Source organism: Geothrix fuzhouensis (genome assembly GCF_024609325.1).
Lineage (GTDB): Bacteria > Acidobacteriota > Holophagae > Holophagales > Holophagaceae > Geothrix > Geothrix fuzhouensis.
Map to the genome: position 1 here is coordinate 98,480 of NZ_JANHMQ010000003.1, position 15,432 is coordinate 113,911.

12 protein-coding genes are annotated in these 15,432 nt (G+C 67.6%); 4 read left to right on the top strand and 8 right to left on the bottom strand.

Going from position 1 to position 15,432, the window contains the following annotated elements:
• The first annotated feature begins 91 nt into the window (after window positions 1-91).
• From NOV74_RS11845 to NOV74_RS11855, 3 genes are read left to right on the top strand one after another with little or no spacing between them, the layout of a single operon-like run.
• Window positions 92-3,217, top strand: coding sequence for a DEAD/DEAH box helicase (locus tag NOV74_RS11845; RefSeq protein WP_257312686.1), 3,126 nt, complete (start codon window positions 92-94; stop codon window positions 3,215-3,217).
• Window positions 3,214-4,188: an SWIM zinc finger family protein gene (locus NOV74_RS11850; protein WP_257312689.1), complete on the top strand. Its 975-nt coding sequence runs from the start codon at window positions 3,214-3,216 to the stop codon at window positions 4,186-4,188. Before NOV74_RS11845 ends, NOV74_RS11850 begins: the two co-directional genes overlap by 4 nt.
• Before the next feature lie 20 nt (window positions 4,189-4,208).
• A complete protein-coding gene (locus tag NOV74_RS11855) occupies window positions 4,209-4,583 on the top strand; it encodes a RidA family protein (protein ID WP_257312692.1) in 375 nt (124 codons plus the stop codon).
• Between the two features lie 257 nt (window positions 4,584-4,840).
• Here the strand turns inward: NOV74_RS11855 and NOV74_RS11860 are convergent, their stop codons facing one another.
• From NOV74_RS11860 to NOV74_RS11880, 5 genes are all read right to left on the bottom strand, one after another.
• On the bottom strand, window positions 4,841-5,821 hold the full coding sequence (locus NOV74_RS11860) for a PstS family phosphate ABC transporter substrate-binding protein (protein ID WP_257312694.1): 981 nt from the start codon (window positions 5,819-5,821) through the stop codon (window positions 4,841-4,843).
• 152 nt (window positions 5,822-5,973) lie between these two features.
• Window positions 5,974-6,705: a LytR/AlgR family response regulator transcription factor gene (locus tag NOV74_RS11865; RefSeq protein WP_257312697.1), complete on the bottom strand. Its 732-nt coding sequence runs from the start codon at window positions 6,703-6,705 to the stop codon at window positions 5,974-5,976.
• A complete protein-coding gene (locus NOV74_RS11870) occupies window positions 6,702-7,832 on the bottom strand; it encodes a sensor histidine kinase (protein WP_257312699.1) in 1,131 nt (376 codons plus the stop codon). Before NOV74_RS11870 ends, NOV74_RS11865 begins: the two co-directional genes overlap by 4 nt.
• Window positions 7,833-7,854: 22 nt before the next feature.
• Window positions 7,855-8,355: a Spy/CpxP family protein refolding chaperone gene (locus NOV74_RS11875; protein WP_257312702.1), complete on the bottom strand. Its 501-nt coding sequence runs from the start codon at window positions 8,353-8,355 to the stop codon at window positions 7,855-7,857.
• 134 nt (window positions 8,356-8,489) lie between these two features.
• Window positions 8,490-8,963, bottom strand: coding sequence for a hypothetical protein (locus NOV74_RS11880; RefSeq protein ID WP_257312703.1), 474 nt, complete (start codon window positions 8,961-8,963; stop codon window positions 8,490-8,492).
• 85 nt (window positions 8,964-9,048) lie between these two features.
• Here NOV74_RS11880 and NOV74_RS11885 point away from each other — a divergent pair, with 85 nt between their 5' ends.
• Entirely contained in the window at window positions 9,049-9,423 is a 375-nt protein-coding gene (locus NOV74_RS11885; protein WP_257312706.1) for an Hpt domain-containing protein, read from the top strand.
• A 7-nt stretch (window positions 9,424-9,430) separates the two neighbouring features.
• On the opposite strand, the gene NOV74_RS15365 is transcribed toward NOV74_RS11885, so the two are convergent.
• The 3 genes from NOV74_RS15365 to NOV74_RS11905 all read right to left on the bottom strand — a co-directional run bounded on the left by NOV74_RS15365 (window position 9,431) and on the right by NOV74_RS11905 (window position 15,375).
• Window positions 9,431-10,291: a transglycosylase SLT domain-containing protein gene (locus tag NOV74_RS15365; protein WP_306672467.1), complete on the bottom strand. Its 861-nt coding sequence runs from the start codon at window positions 10,289-10,291 to the stop codon at window positions 9,431-9,433.
• A gap of 67 nt (window positions 10,292-10,358) precedes the next feature.
• The gene (locus NOV74_RS11900) at window positions 10,359-13,784 is read right to left on the bottom strand and encodes a methylmalonyl-CoA mutase family protein (RefSeq protein WP_257312709.1); all 3,426 of its coding nucleotides are present in this window, start codon (window positions 13,782-13,784) and stop codon (window positions 10,359-10,361) included.
• A gap of 73 nt (window positions 13,785-13,857) precedes the next feature.
• On the bottom strand, window positions 13,858-15,375 hold the full coding sequence (locus NOV74_RS11905) for a hypothetical protein (RefSeq protein ID WP_257312712.1): 1,518 nt from the start codon (window positions 15,373-15,375) through the stop codon (window positions 13,858-13,860).
• Window positions 15,376-15,432: the final 57 nt, after the last annotated feature.

Genomic DNA, 15,432 nt, shown 5'->3' on the forward strand with positions numbered 1-15,432 from the left:
GCCGGCGCAGGCGCCGCTCGATGTCTATGACCCGCCTCCATCCGTCAGCGCAGGTGCTGGCAGATGTCCCTTGCCAGCCTAGCGCCACTCCATGCTGAACCCCTTCCTCCAGTACCGACCCCAGGATCGGGGCTTCCTGCTCTGCATGCCCGAAGCGGTGGAACCCGCCGAGTGGGCCCGGGCCCTCCGCACCCTGCCGGGCGAGCTGCAAGGACGGGAACGCCTGACCCCCGCCAAGGCTCAGATCTTCCTGCCGGACGCCTCCCTGGTGGAGATGCACGCCTTGCCCCTTCGCTGGCAGCGAGCCTACCCCTGGTTGTCCACCCTGGCCCTGCGGCCCGGCAACGCCGGCCCCACCCTCCGCTACTGGGCCACCGCCTTGCGCCTGCTCCAGTCGCTCGTGGTCCGCGGCGCCCTGCTGCCCCAGCTGGATACCAATGGCAACCCCTGGAAGGCCCGCTGGGGCGTGAGCCTCACCAGCCCCTCCGACCGCACGGCCCTGCGCCAGCTGGCGGAAGCCATGCCGCCCGCGGCCCTCGCCTTCCCCGAAAACGACACCTGGGCCTTCACCAAGACCGTGGCGCTGGGCGAGCTGGACGCCTTCGACATCGAGGATGATCTGGCCATGCCGCCCTCCGTGGACGCCGTGCTGGCCGCTTTCCTGGAAGATGGCGCCGACTTCGTCATGCGGTTCGTGGCCGGGGGCCTGCGGGCGGGGGACGATCCCCGCCTGGGCCTCGTCCACCGGCTGCGGGGCCACAAGCGCGACCGCCTGCCCTGGGACGAACGCCTCATGGTGGCCCTGTCCCACCAGCTGCCCGAGTTCCCCACCATCGGCATCACCGAGCGCACCCTGGGCGAGCAACTGGCCCAGTGGAGCGAGGGAGCCCATCCCCAGTGGGTGAGGCCCAGTCTGCGCCTCGAGGCGCCGCTCGTACCGACCCACAGCCAGGAGGTCCAGGAGGCCGACCGGCTGGCGGAGGAAGGCTGGATCCTCAAGGTGGGCCTGGAGACCGAGGCGGGGGTGGATATCAGCGTGGCCAAGCTTTGGGAGCCCAGCACGGAACCCGAGGTCCTCCAGGCCCGTCAGGTGCTCTTGCGGGGCCTGGCCCGCGCCATGCCCTTCTTCCCCGCGCTTGAACGGACCCTCTCGGGGCAGCGTCCTGAGGATCTGCTGCTCCGCCCCACCGAGGCCTGGGGCTTCCTGACCCGGGGCGCGGCCCAGTTGAAAGAGGCCGGCTTCCTCGTCCACATTCCCGAAGCCCTGGCGGACTTCGGCGGGGCCAAGCGCCTGCGTGCCAAGGTGCGCCTGGGCGCCCGCAGCGTGGAGGCGGCCGACATCCAGGTCCAGGCGGGTCTGGAGGGCAACGTCAGCGCCGACTGGTCCCTCATGCTGGGGGATGACGCCCTCAGCGTGGAAGACTTCGCCCAGATGGCGAGCCTGAAGCATCCCCTCGTGGCCTGGAAGGGCAAGTGGGTGGCCCTGGATCCGGAGACCCTCAAGCAGATCTCCACGGTCCTGCAGGCCAGCCGCGGCGCCGGTTTTGAAAGCATGACCAAGGGGGAGGCCCTGGCCGCCGCCCTCACCGGCACGGCGCGCATTCCCGGCGTGAGTGAGGCCATCGAAGTCGAGGTGGCCGGGGACTTCGGCGCCGCGCTCGAGGATCTGAAGATCCTCCCCGACAAGCCCATCACCCAGCCCGCCAGCTTCCACGGCCAGCTGCGCCCCTACCAGCTGCGGGGCCTGGCGTGGCTGGAGGGCCTGGCCCGCCTGGGCCTGGGCGGCATCCTGGCCGATGACATGGGTCTCGGCAAGACCATCCAGGTGCTGGCCTTGCTGCTGCATCGCCAGGAACAGAACCCCAAGCATGGCCCCGCCACGCTGCTGGTCTGCCCCACCTCCCTGCTGGGCAACTGGGAGCGCGAGCTGGCCAAGTTCGCGCCCAGCCTGCCGGTCTTCGTGCACCACGGCAACAACCGGGACCGTCTGCCCGCCACCTTCAAACCGCACACGCTGGTACTCACCACCTACGGCGTGGTCCGCCGAGAAGAGGACACCTTCTCGACCCACGCCTGGGGCATGGTGGTGGTGGACGAGGCCCAGGCCATCAAGAACGCCGGCTCCGCCCAGGCCAAGGCCGTGCGGAAGCTGCGGGGGAGCTTCCGCCTGGCCCTCACGGGCACCCCCATCGAGAACCGCCTCACCGAGCTGTGGGCCATCATGAGCGCCGGCCTGCCCGGCTACCTCGGCAGCGAGTCCCAGTTCAAGGAACACTTCGCCACACCCATCGAGAAGTACCGCGATCCCGACGTCGCCGGCGAGCTGCGCCAGCGCATCGGGCCCTTCATCCTGCGCCGCCTGAAGAGTGATAAATCCATCATCCAGGATCTGCCCGAGAAGCAGGAGATGAAGGTCTTCACCACGCTGAGCCGAGAACAGGCGGAGCTCTACCAGTACCGCGTGGCCAAGATGGACGAGGAGCTGGACACCGCCACGGGCATCGAGCGTCGGGGCCGCATCCTGGCCCTGCTCACGCACCTCAAGCAGATCTGCAACCACCCGAGCCAGTTCCTGAAGGCCCAGGGGCCTTACCGCGGCCGCAGCGGCAAGCTGGATCGCCTCACCGAAATGCTCGAGGAAGTGGTCGAGGCGGGTGAGCGCGCCCTGGTCTTCACCCAGTTCAAGGAGATGGGCGACCGGCTCCAGATCCATCTCCAGGATGCGCTGGGCTTTGAGCCGCCCTTCCTGCACGGCGGCACCACACGGGAAGGCCGCGACGAACTGGTGCGCAGCTTCCAGGAGGATCCGGACTCGTCGCCGGTGTTGCTGCTGAGTTTGAAGGCGGGCGGCGTGGGTCTCAACCTCACGGCCGCCACCCATGTCTTCCACTTCGACCGCTGGTGGAATCCGGCCGTGGAAGACCAGGCCACGGACCGCACCTACCGCATCGGCCAGACGAAGAACGTGCAGGTCCACAAGCTCGTCACCATCGGCACCTTGGAGGAGAAGATCGACGCCCTGCTGGAATCCAAGCGTGACCTCGCGGACCGCGTGGTGGGCAGCGGCGAAGGGTGGCTCACCGAACTCGATGACGATGCGCTCCGGCGCCTGGTGGCGCTGGATCCGGATGCTGAGCTGATGGATCCCGATGAAGGCAACGGAGAGGAACCCACGCCGAAACCCATCCGCCGGAAGGCCAAGGAGGTGGCGCCATGATGAGCCACACCGACCGCTTCGGCGCCACCTGGTGGGGCCGCCTCTGGATCAACGGCCTTGAAAAACTGGGCGACGACTACGAGAACCGCCTGCCCCGGGGCAAGAAGTACGCGGAGGATGGCCACGTCTCCCACTTCGGCGTGGTGCCTGGCGAGATCCAGGCCCGCGTCCACGGCCGCAAGACCTACAACGTGACTCTGGGCCTGCCGGCCCTCACGGCCGCCCAGTGGGAGAAGGCCCTGACCCGCATTGCCCAGGAGAGCCGCTTCGTGGCCTCGCTGCTGGCCGGCGAGATGCCTCAGGGCCTGGACGAGACCTTCCGTGAAGCCGGTGCCAGCCTCTATCCGCGCGTGCCCAAGGAGCTGCAGACCCACTGCGACTGTCCCGATTGGGCCAACCCCTGCAAGCACGTGGCCGCGGTCTGCTACGTCATGGCCGAGGCTCTGGACCGCGATCCCTGGCTGCTCTTCGATCTGCGGGGCAAGAGCCGCGACGAGGTGATGCAGGCCCTGCAGTCCGCCCTCGAAGCCGCCGCGGTTGCGGCCCCCAAGAAGCGCGGACGGCCCCCCAAGAAACAGCAAACGGTTGCGGACCTTCTCAAGCGTGAGCAACCCCAGCCTGAGCCCTGGCGCCACCTGCCGGAGGAGGCCTACGATGCGCTGCCCATGCCCCTCCCCGAGATCGCCATCCCCCGCGTGATCCCGCCGGATCCGTCCGTGTTCACCCAGCTGGGGCCCCTGCCCCACGCCCGCATCGAGACCAGCCTCTGCCTGGCGGCGCTCATGCACCGGACCGCCCAGTGGGTGCTGCAGCAGATCGAAGAAGGGCCGCGCCGCCTGGATGACGGTGAATCCGAAACCGAGTTCGAGCAGCCCGCCTCTCCCTTTGATACCCCGCTCCCACCCCCCGCCCGGCCCGGTCGCAACTGGCGCCACAAGAAGCGGCGCTGGGGAAAAAAGGGCGGACAATAACTCGTTCGAGGAGTTTCCTTATGCGCACCATCACCACCCCGAATGCCCCCGCCGCCATCGGCCCCTACAGCCAGGCCCAGATCTCTGGTGGCCACCTCTTCACGGCGGGCCAGATCCCCCTGGTCCCCGAGACCATGGAGATGGTCACGGGTCCCATCGAGGGACAGACCGAACAGGTCATGAAGAACCTCCATGCGGTTCTCCTGGCCGCCAATACCGGTTGGGACCGCGTGGTGAAGACCACGGTCTTCCTGACGGACATGGCCGACTTCGCGGCCTTCAACGCCGTCTACGAAAAGGCCCTCGGCGACGCCAAACCCGCCCGCAGCACGGTGCAGGTGGCGGCACTGCCCCGCGGCGCGAAAGTCGAGATCGAGCTCATCGCCGAAGTTTGATGTCCAGACCAGTTGCCACCTGAGCCGCTGAGCGCTCGGCTTCGCCTCGACGCACGCTGCTCTGGCCGCCCGCGATCGCACAGGGCCTCGCCCTGTGCTCCCACTCGCCTCCGGCTCGAGGAGCGGGGCCCCCGGTGGCGGCCCTGCCCCGCGGCGAGAAAGTCGAAATCGAGCTCATCGCCGAAGTCTTGGCTGATCCGGTTTCCACCACGGGAAAGGCGCGGGGATCCCGCGCCTTTCCCGTGGTTCACTCGACTTCAGTTGCTGCGCAAGCGCTTCCGGTACAGCTGGGCGATGTCGGCGGGCAGCGGGTAGAGGGAGGCCTGGGCGACGGCCGCCTGGCCCTGGCGGGAGAGAAGGTACTGCAGGAACTCCGTGATCGCCGGAGACAGGGGCTTGCCGGGGGCACGGTTCACGTAGAAGTAGTAGGTCCGGGCCAGAGGGTACTTGCCCGAGACCACGTTCTCCTGGGTTGGAGGCACCGGATCCTTGGCCTGCAGCGGCGTCACCGCCAGGGTCTTGTTGCGGGCCAGCCAGTTGGACAGGGTGGCGATGCCGATGCCGTTGGCATCCGTCATCACGGCTTCGGCGATGCTCGGCCAATCCACCTCGTCATGGACGGTGGTCTTGTACGTGCCCTTCAGGAGCACCAGATCGCGGATCCCGGACCGCGCGGCGGTACCCTCCGCGCGCATGTAGGGATGGATGGGGCGCTTGGTGTAATCTCCCCGGACGCCCAGGTCCCCCCAGGTGTCCACGGGCGCATTCTTCTTGTAGCCGGCGTTGTAGGTGGTGGAGAAGGCCGCATCCAGCTGATCCATCCCGATGTCCTTGATGGGGTTGCCGGCGTTCACGAAGACGATGAAGGCGTCGTAGCAGACCACCAGCTTGGTGGGGGTGTAGCCGAACTTCTTCTCGAAAGCCTGGTGCTCCTCCAAGGTGAGCTCCCGGGCCATGTGGATCATGGGGGCCGTGTTGTCGAGCAGGGCCTTCACGGCGGTGGTGGACAGACCTTGGGTGACCTTGAACTGGGCCTGGGGCTGGAAGGTCTTGAACCCGGCCTTCCACTCCTCCCAGACATCCGTCAGGGAGTCGGCGCCGACGCTTTCGATCACCGCATTGACATTCTGAGTCGGCGCGTAGGAGGGCAGATTGGGATCCAGCTTGGGTGTGTGCTGGGCAACCCCTTGGCTGAGCAGCAGGGTGCTGGCCGAAAGGGCAAGGAAGAGCGAACGCATGGAGACTCCTGGAGACAAGGAGGACGAGCCCCCGGCAAGGTTGGCCGGGTACTCGTCCCAAAGCAGAACTCCTCCAAGTCTAGTATCTCTTGATCAAATTACTATAAATTTTACCAATCAATTCGGCCGTCGTCGAACCCGACTGGGCTCGCTCAGCTGAGCCCCAGTCGGGCCTTCAGGGCCGGGGCGGCGCCTCGGCTGACCTCCAGCTCCGTCCCCCCGGCGAGGCGCACGAGCAGACGGCCCGAATCCCCTGCCCGTACCCCGAGCACGGCCTCTGGCCGGAGTAGCAGGTGGCGATGACCGCGAACCACCCGGGGGCCCAGGGCCAGTTCCGCCTCTGCCAGGGTCTTCCAGGTCGTGCGCAGCCGGTCGCCGGCAAAGGCCCACACGGCGCCATCCTCGAACAGGAAGTGCGTGGTCTTGGCGAGATCCACCAACACCAGGCCCTCGCCGGCCTTCACGGGGAACCGGAAAGGGCCTGTCAGGCGCGTGGCCGGGTCGTGACTGACCCCATTCCCCATAAGGGTGCGCAGGCGGAGGAGGGTGGCCGCCAGCCGCTCGGCCGTCACGGGTTTAAGCAGGTAGTCCGTGGCGGCCTGCTCAAAAGCCCGCACGGCATGCTCCGCATAGGCTGTCACGAAGACCACCGGAATCGGTCTCGGCAGGTCCGCGTTCACATCCAGCCCGGTGAGACCGGGCATCTGGATGTCCAGGAACAGCGCATCCACGCCTTCGCCGTGGGCCAGCCATGCCAGCACGGAGGGCCCGTCCTCCAATTCCGCCACCACCTCGCAGCCCGCCTCCCGGAGCAGCCGCGACAGCCGGCGCAGGTTGAACGGTTCGTCCTCGGCCACCAGCACGCGCAGTGGGTGCCCACTCATGCCTTCACCTCCAGGCTCAGCTCGGCCACAGTCCATTCGCCTTCCCGCTGGAGCCGCAGAGCGTCCGCCGGGGCCCCCAGCAGGCGCAGCCGTTCCCGAAGGTTCCGCAGGCCCAACCCCGGCCCTTCCTCCGCCGCGGGTGCCGGTCCCGTGTTGGCGACCCGCACCCAGAGGTGGTCGTCCCGGCGGGCCACCTTCACGTCCAGGGCCCCGCCGCCCAGGGCCATGGACACGCCGTGTTTCAGCGCATTCTCCACCAGGGGCTGGATCATGAGGGGCGGGACCTCCAGGGCATCCAGGGCCTCGGGCCAGTCCCAGGTTTCGCGCAGGCGGTGCCCCAGGCGGAGGCGTTCCAGAGCCAGGTGCCGCTCCACCAGGCGGCGCTCATCTCCCAGCGGAGCCCGGAGGCGCGAGCCGTGGCCCAGCAGGGTCCGCAGCAGTTCCGACAGGTTCACCAAGGCGGCCTCTGCCGCCGCCGGATCCTCGCGTACCAGTTCTGTCAGGCCGCTGATGGCGTTGAAGAGTACATGGGGGTTCATCTGGCCTTGGAGGGTGCGCGCCTGCGCCTCATCCGCCGCCCGTCGCGCCGCGGCCACCTGGAACTCGGCCCGCTCCCGGTCCGCCAGAACCCAGCCCAGCAGCAGCCCGAAGCAGAGGTGGGCCACGCCGAGGACCCAGAACCGGGGATGGACGGGCATGAGCCTTGGCTCCTCCCGGTGGGGCCCCATGCCACGCCGCGGCCCGCCCCGCTCCATCATGCCCATGCCCGCGCCGGGGCCAGCTCCGGGGCCCGGACCGCGGCCAAAGGGCTGCAGGCCACCGGCCGAACCCAGGAGCAGGAGGACGCCGAGGGTCAGGGCTGTCATCCAGGGAAGGGCCTGGACCGCCCCCCGCAACGACCCCGCCATGGGGCGGTCATCGCCAGTCCACTGCCAAGGCAGCGGCGCAAGGAGGAGGAAGAGGGCCACCCACAGCGACGGCGCGAGCAGTTCCAGAAGGCTGGGCTCCGGAAGCCCCATCAAGGCCCGGGTGCCATTCCACACCAACCCGAACAGCAGCGCGGCGCCCCAAGTCCGGGGGCGCCGCGTCCGCTGCCAGGTGGCCTGGAGGACCGCTGAAGCGCGCATGAGGCTCCAGAATAGCCCGGGACTACTTGGTCATCGGGCAATCGGGGTTCAGGCCGGGGCCACGGCCATGTCCCCTACGGGGCCCCATCATGCCGGCGCCGGGGCCGAAACCTGAACCCATGCCCCGCTTTTCGAACTGGGCCTTCTGCTCGACGGTGAGGAGGGGCAGGATCTCCTGCCGAACGGCCCGGTGCTCGAGCATCAGGTCGAACTGGGCGGCCGAGGCCTTCTCGTGGAGGGCCTGCAGGGTCTTGGCATCCGTGGCCGAGTTGGCCATGGCTTCGCGCAGGGCCTTGTGGGCTGCCGACGCAGTCTCGCCCTTGGCCTTGAGGGCGCCCTGGTGGCGTTCATGGATGGCCTTCACCTGGGCTTGCTGAGCCTCGGTGAGGTTCAGGGCCATGAGGCCGCGGCCCGCGCGGGAACCGGGGCCGAATCCGGGGCCGGGGCCCTGGGCCGAAAGGGAAGCGCCAAAGGCCAGCAGGGCCCCGGCGAGGACGGCAAAACGAAGAGGATGGGTGTTCATGGGAGCTCCTGGTGGCGGGGGCGGATCATCCGTCCACACCAGGAGATGCCCTCGGGCGGCCTTTGGTGGAGGCTTCCCTTCAGACTGCAGACCCAGGGGGTCGAATGGCAGATCCAGGGGGTCGAACGGAGCGGCTACTCCTCCTCCGTCTCCCCGATGTCCTCCTCGATGGCCGCCCAGCGGCGGTGGGCCTGGAAGGCGGGATCTTCGAGGCGGGTGAGGAAGTCCGTCATGCGGGGGCCCCAGGCCGATCCCGCCACGCAGCCCTCCGGCGCATGGGGCAGCAGTTCCGCCGGGGCCTCCTCCAGACAAAGTTGGGTGAGAATCAGGCTCTGCCGGTAGCTCTCCCCCACGGGGGTGAGATTGGCGGCCAGGGTCTCCAGGATCTCCACCACCGGCGCATCTTCAGGCAGGCCCTCCGCCTCCGCCTCGAGCAGCGCCACTGTTTTGAGGCGCGCTGCGAGGAGTTTGAGATGCAGGCGTTCCAGGTCCCGCCGGACGGCCCCCTTGGCCAGCGCGTGGGCCGCGTCCTCCAAATGGGGATGCAGCTTGCGGAACAACAGCGAGAGGGCGGTTTCCGCCGCGGACATGGGAACAGCTTCAGTCATGCTCCCAGCCTACTACTGCCTGGCCTTGGCGCCTCCCATTGGACGGACGGGCGCCCCTGGGTCAGCATGGAAGCCAGGAGTTCCCGTGGCCCCATCGGACCTGCTCGATCTGACGACCCTCCAGAATCTGGTGGAATTGGATGACGGCAGCTTTGGGCTGGTGCTCGAGATGATGGGCATCTTCCGGGAGGACACTCAGCGGCGCATCGAGGATATCCTCGCGGCCGCCACGCGCCAGGATGCCGAGGAATTCTCCCGGGCTTCGCACGCCCTCAAGGGTGGCGCCGGGGCCCTGGGTGCCAAGGCCCTGCGCGCCCTGGCCGCGGAGCTGGAGGCCCTGGGTCGCGGTGGCTCCGTGGAGGCTGGCGCGGACTTGCGGGACCGCCTCGAATCGCTCTTCCAGGCCAGCCTCGCGGCCCTGGAGGCCTTCGTGCGGGAAGGCGAGACCCAGCGGAGCTGATCCCCGATCAGGGCCCGCCGAAGGGCCTCACACCAACCGTGCCCTTGGGGGGCGGCTGATCACTGATCTGGACCCGGCCGGTGGCGTCGGTCCACTGATAGATGCGCGTGGAAGCCCGCTGCTCCCTGGTGGGCTCGGCCACCGTCTTCTCCTCGTCGACCTTGAAGCCGCCACGCCCCTTCTTCAGCAGGGCCATGCTGCCAGCCAGTTTCGGATCGGGCTGCACGGCCTTGCGGTGGTAGAGGTCCAGCACCTTCGGCACGTAGGCCCGCGTCTCGCGGAAGGGTGGAATCCCCTGGTAGCGGTTGACCGCGCCTTCCCCGGCGTTGTAGGCGGCCACCACCTTGTTCAAGTCGCCCTCGTAGTAGCCGTGGAGCCACTTCAGGTACTTCACGCCGCCGCTGATGTTCTGCCGCGGGTCGAAGGGATCCAGCACACCGAAGCGTTCCGCCGTGGAGGGCATGAGCTGCATGAGCCCCAGGGCTCCAGCCTTGGACCGGGCCCGGTAATTGAAGGCGCTTTCCGCCTGAATGATGGCCCGGGCCAGGTGGGTATCCACCCCCTCGGCCTGGGCGATCTCGTCCACCAGCGCGATGAGCTCAGGGCTCTTCAAGGCCCGGGCCATCTCCGCGGGGGTGACCGCGAGACGCACCTTGCCGACGCCCACGTGCTTGAGGATCAGCCCCTGCCCCTTCATGTAGCTGGGAGGCAGGTTGTTGATCACCAGGCGGCCCTGCCGGTCGTAGTAGGTGTAGAGGTAGGTGACCCCTGGTTTCCCCGGACCCCTGGAAGCCTTCGGCGCCCTGGCGGCCAACATCACGGTGGGTGCCAGGAAGACGAGGAAAAGGATCAGGGCGCGGCGAGCCATCGGGTCTCATGATACGCGCACGGAAATTTCCACGCTTCGCCTGGCCTGGGAGGACAAGCCTCTCGGGTTACATGTTTCTCCGGTACTGTCCGCCCACTTCGTAGAGCGCCTGGCTGATCTGACCGAGGCTGCAGACCTTGCCGGCATCCAGAAGGGCGCCGAAGAGGTTGCCACCCGAGCGGGCGATGTCCTTGAGCCGGGCCAAGGCCGCCGGGGCCTTGTCGGCGTTGCGGGCATGGAAGGCTTCGAGGTTCCGGATTTGCTGCTGCTTCTCCGCCTCGGTGCTGCGGATCAGCTCGGGCGTGCCGGGTTCGGCAGCCTGGGGGTTCAAGAAAGTGTTCACGCCCACGATGGGCAGCTCCCCGCTGTGCTTGAGGTGCTCGTAGTGCATGGACTCTTCCTGGATCTTGCCGCGCTGGTACATGGTCTCCATGGCGCCCAGCACGCCGCCGCGGTCGGTCAGGCGCCGGAACTCCGTCAGCACAGCCTCCTCCACCAGTTCCGTCATCTGCTCAATGAGGAAGGCGCCCTGGAGCGGGTTCTCGTTCTTTGCCTGGCCCAGCTCGCGGTTGATGATGAGCTGGATGGCGATGGCCCGGCGCACGCTCTCCTCGGTGGGCGTGGTGATGGCCTCATCGTAGGCGTTGGTGTGCAGGCTGTTGCAGTTGTCGTAGATGGCGTACAGCGCTTGCAGCGTGGTGCGGATGTCGTTGAAGTCGATCTCCTGCGCGTGCAGGGAGCGGCCCGAGGTCTGGATGTGGTACTTCAGCTTCTGGCTGCGGTCGTTGGCTCCGTACTTCTCCTTCATGGCCACGGACCAGATGCGGCGGGCCACGCGGCCGATGACGCTGTACTCGGGATCCAGGCCATTGCTGAAGAAGAAGGAGAGGTTCGGCGCGAAGTCGTCGATGTGCATGCCACGGGATAGGTAGTACTCGACGAAGGTGAACCCGTTGGCGAGCGTGAAGGCGAGCTGGGTGATGGGGTTCGCCCCCGCCTCGGCGATGTGATAGCCGCTGATGCTCACCGAGTAGAAATTGCGGACCTTCTCCTCGATGAAGGTCTGCTGGATGTCACCCATGACCTTGAGGCTGAACTCCGTGCTGAAGATGCAGGTGTTCTGGGCCTGATCCTCCTTCAGGATGTCGGCCTGCACCGTGCCTCGCACGGTCTGGAGCGCCTCGGTCCGCAGCTTGGCATAGACATCCGGCGGCAGCACCTCATCGGCGGTGGCACCCAGCAGCGCCAGACCCAGGCCGTCGTTGCCATCGGGCAGCGTTTCTCCATAACTCGGACGGGTCAGCCCCTTGGCCGCGTACGTCGCGTTGATCTTGGCCTGGGCAGCCTCCAATTGGCCGTGTTCCTTCAGCCAGAGTTCCGCCCGCTGATCGATGGCCGCGTTGAGAAAGAAAGCCAGCATGGTTGGCGCGGGACCGTTGATGGTCATGCTCACGCTGGTGGACGGGCAAAGCAAGTCGAAGCCCGAGTAGAGCTTCTTGGCGTCGTCCACGGTGCAGACGGAGACGCCGCTGTTGCCGATCTTCCCGTAAATGTCCGGGCGGACATGGGGATCCTCTCCGTACAGCGTCACACTGTCGAAGGCGGTGCTGAGCCGCACGGCGGGTTGGCCCTTGCTCACGTAGTGGAAGCGCTTGTTGGTGCGCTCCGGGGTGCCTTCGCCTGCGAACATGCGGGTGGGATCCTCGCCGACGCGCTTGTATTCGAAGACTCCGGCTGTGAAGGGGAAGCGGCCCGGCAGGTTTTCCAGCAGTTGCCAGCGGAGCAGCTCGCCCCAGCCTGCGTAGGGTGGCAGGGCCACCTTGGGGACCATGGAACCACTGAGGGACTGGGTGTAGTTGGCCGTGCGGATCTCCCTGCCTCGCACCACGTAGATGTTCTCGGGTTCCGTGTAGCTGCGCTTCAGCTCGGTCCAGTCGTGGATGAGCCGGCGGCTTTCGGCGTGCAATTCGCCCAGGTGCTCCTGGTAGCGCTGCCGGAGCAGGAGGATGGCGGCGCCCTGATCACCCTCAGCCGCCTCGGCGAGGTGGGCCGAGTCGTAGAAGGCCCCGGCCGAAGGCACCTTGTCGCCCAGGGTCAGGAGGCTCGTCCAGAGGGCGTGGGCCAGCTCGGCGGTCTCGGCCTGGCGGCGGGCCCAGGCTTTGTAGCCCTGCACGGTGTCGGCGATCTCGGCCAGGTAGCGCACCCGCTCGGGCGGGATGATGGCGGACCGGCGGGGGGTTCCGGCCTCGGCCTCCAGCTTCGGTGTCCAGTCCAGACCGGTCTTGGCGGCCAGGGCCTTCACCAGGTTCACGAACAGCCAGTTGGTGGCGGGATCATTGAACTGGCTGGCGCAGGTGGCGTAGACCGGCATGTCATCCGCGGCCTCATTGAAGCGCTTGTGGGCACGCTGGTACTGCTTGCGCACGTCCCGCAGGGCATCCTCCGCCCCGCGTTTGTCGGCCTTGTTGAGCACGACCATGTCCGCGAAATCCAGCATGTCGATCTTCTCGAGCTGGCTGGCGGCGCCGTATTCGGGCGTCATCACGTACATCGCCAAGTCGACCAGATCCGCGATCTCGCTGTCGCTCTGGCCGATGCCCGCGGTCTCCACGATCACCAGGTCGTAGCCTTCGGCCTTGGCGGCGGCGATGCTGGCCACCAGGGCCTCGCTCGTGGCGCGGTGGGCCGCGCCGCGGGTGGCGAGGCTGCGCATGAAGACGCGATCGCGCAGCTCGGGGTGGTAGAGCGAGTTCATGCGGATGCGGTCGCCCAGCAGGGCGCCGCCGGTCTTGCGCTTGGTGGGGTCCACGCTGAGCACGGCCACGCGCTTGTCCGCGAAGTCCACCAGGAAGCGCCGCAGCAGCTCGTCGATGAGGGACGACTTCCCTGCGCCGCCCGTGCCGGTGATGCCGAGAACGGGCACGGTGACAGGCTCCGGGGTGGTGGTGGGTTGTCCCGTCAGATCACCAAGCTCGATCTTCGTGATGCGACGGGCCAGGCGGTGGAACTCGGGGGTGGTGCGGGGATCCACGTCGCAACGACGGACCATGTCGTCAATCATGCCCTGGAGGCCCATGTGGCGGCCGTCCTCGGGGCTGTAGATGCGAGCCACGCCATAGGCTTCCAACTCGCGGATTTCTTCGGGCGAAATGACACCGCCACCGCCACCGAAGATCTGGATGTGCCCCGCGCCGCGTTCCTTGAGCAGGTCGACCATGTACTTGAAGAACTCGACGTGGCCGCCCTGATAGCTGGAGAGGGCGATGCCCTGGGCATCCTCCTGGATGGCGGTCTCCACGATGTCCTGCACCGAGCGGTTGTGGCCCAGGTGGATCACCTCGCAGCCGGTGGCCTGGATGATGCGGCGCATGATGTTGATGGCGGCGTCGTGGCCATCGAACAGGCTGGCGGCGGTGACGATGCGGACCTTGTGCTTCGGCACATAGCCCTCGGCCGCAGGGGCGGTTGGGTCGGGCGTGATGAGTGTGGCCATGGATCCCCCGGTCGGGCGAACCCTCAGTCTACCGGGGCCCCCGCTTCTTCCGAAATCACGGTTCACGCCAAGGTCAATTGTTCTCCAGCAGGCCGACGGGGAAGCGATCCTCCATCAGACCCTGCCGCTCCTTCAGGTGCTGCATGAGCGCCTTCCACTTGGGCAGGCCTCGCAGCGGCTCCAGCATGGGGCTGCGTTCGTACCAGGCGGTGCAGCCGAAGCCACGGGCAAAGGCCCGTCCTGCCATGTCCATGGCGCTGGCCCGATCGCCGATGAGGGCGTACGCCTCTGCCAGCCGGAGGGTGAATTCGCCATCGGGCTCGCGCATGCCGATGCGTTCCTGGTCGTACTCCCGCAATTTCTTCCAAGCTTCGTCCTTCCGGCCCTCCAGGATCAGGTCGTAGATCTGGCTCAGGCGGAGGATGTTCGGGTAGCCGTTGGCCATGGTCGCCGCGGCCTGGAACTCCCGCCGGGCGAGGGGCTGGTCTCCCCGTACCAGAGCCAGGTAGCCACGGTAGAAGGGCAGCACCCCGGACGTGCTACGCAGATGCCCAGGCTGTTCCTGGAGGCTGGCCTCGAAGCGCTGGATCTCGCCGGTATACAGGCAGGTGATATCCACCGCCTGAGGCTGGAGGCTGGCAAAGGCCAGTTCGTCCCGCAGGTCCATGGCCCGCCGCGCCAGGGGGAGCAGACCCGCACCCCGAGCCGCGTAAGCAATGCCTGTGAGCAGGGTCGGGTTGTGGGGCTGCCACCGCCGGGCCTCGATCAGGAGGTCCAGGGAATCGGCCTGATTGCCACCATCGGTCTTGAGCAGCGACAGGAGGAAGACACCCCTGGGGTGATGCGCCGCCAGGCCCAGCCCCCGCTGGATCATGGCCTCGGTATCCGCCTGTTCCTGCCGGAAGGCCGCCGGGCTGTTCAGCATGTGCCGGTAGCGCAGGTTGCCCAGGAGGATCCAGGAACTGGCGCAGGAGGGCTCCTGCGAGGTGCATCGTTCCGCCAGCGCCGTGGCCTCTTCCAGGTGCTCATTCCGAAGGCGCAAGGCGCTCGCCGCGATCAGATCCCAGAAACAGGCAGGTTGGCGGGGAACCAAGGGCGAGGCGTCGGGCATGCGGAGGTGCTTGGGGAACCCTTTCACAAAAGCCTCGAAGGCCTCCGCGGGCTTCAGCGCCTGCCCCTGGCACCGGATCCAGGCGGGAGGGGTTCCGTGGGTCAGGCGATCGCCCCAGACATAGCGGTAGGAGAGGACCAGCGCATCCCCTTGCCGGGAGGGTTCCAGCTGCAGCATCAGGCTCTGGTGGCGGGCACGGACCGCTTCCAGATTCTCCGGCACCTCGGTGACGCTGGTGACGGCCGCCTGACCGAAGAGCTCCAGATGGTCCTGCACCAGGGCCCCGATGGCCCGACAGGTGGCGGGGTCGAGCCCCATGGCCCCTTCCCTGGGCTGAGTGATCAGCAGCACGTGCAGCGGGCTGCGCAATCCCCGGACGGCCAGGAACCAGGCTAGGCCACCGCCGACTCCGAGAATGAGGAGAAACAACAGGCCCAGGAGCAGAGCCGGGCGGCGGGGGCGAGCGGTGGATTCGCGCATGGGTTCGTTTCAGATTACGGGCTTTCCATGGAGGGCCAAAGGGCGAAGGTTGCCGCC

Bases quoted from the DNA above. Each gene is read 5' to 3' on its own strand.
- NOV74_RS11845 (WP_257312686.1), top strand. From the start codon at position 92: ATGCTGAACCCCTTCCTCCAGTACCGACCCCAGGATCGGGGCTTCCTG.
- NOV74_RS11850 (WP_257312689.1), top strand. From the start codon at position 3,214: ATGATGAGCCACACCGACCGCTTCGGCGCCACCTGGTGGGGCCGCCTC.
- NOV74_RS11855 (WP_257312692.1), top strand. From the start codon at position 4,209: ATGCGCACCATCACCACCCCGAATGCCCCCGCCGCCATCGGCCCCTAC.
- NOV74_RS11860 (WP_257312694.1), bottom strand. From the start codon at position 5,821: ATGCGTTCGCTCTTCCTTGCCCTTTCGGCCAGCACCCTGCTGCTCAGC.
- NOV74_RS11865 (WP_257312697.1), bottom strand. From the start codon at position 6,705: ATGAGTGGGCACCCACTGCGCGTGCTGGTGGCCGAGGACGAACCGTTC.
- NOV74_RS11870 (WP_257312699.1), bottom strand. From the start codon at position 7,832: ATGCGCGCTTCAGCGGTCCTCCAGGCCACCTGGCAGCGGACGCGGCGC.
- NOV74_RS11875 (WP_257312702.1), bottom strand. From the start codon at position 8,355: ATGAACACCCATCCTCTTCGTTTTGCCGTCCTCGCCGGGGCCCTGCTG.
- NOV74_RS11880 (WP_257312703.1), bottom strand. From the start codon at position 8,963: ATGACTGAAGCTGTTCCCATGTCCGCGGCGGAAACCGCCCTCTCGCTG.
- NOV74_RS15365 (WP_306672467.1), bottom strand. From the start codon at position 10,291: ATGGCTCGCCGCGCCCTGATCCTTTTCCTCGTCTTCCTGGCACCCACC.
- NOV74_RS11900 (WP_257312709.1), bottom strand. From the start codon at position 13,784: ATGGCCACACTCATCACGCCCGACCCAACCGCCCCTGCGGCCGAGGGC.
- NOV74_RS11905 (WP_257312712.1), bottom strand. From the start codon at position 15,375: ATGCGCGAATCCACCGCTCGCCCCCGCCGCCCGGCTCTGCTCCTGGGC.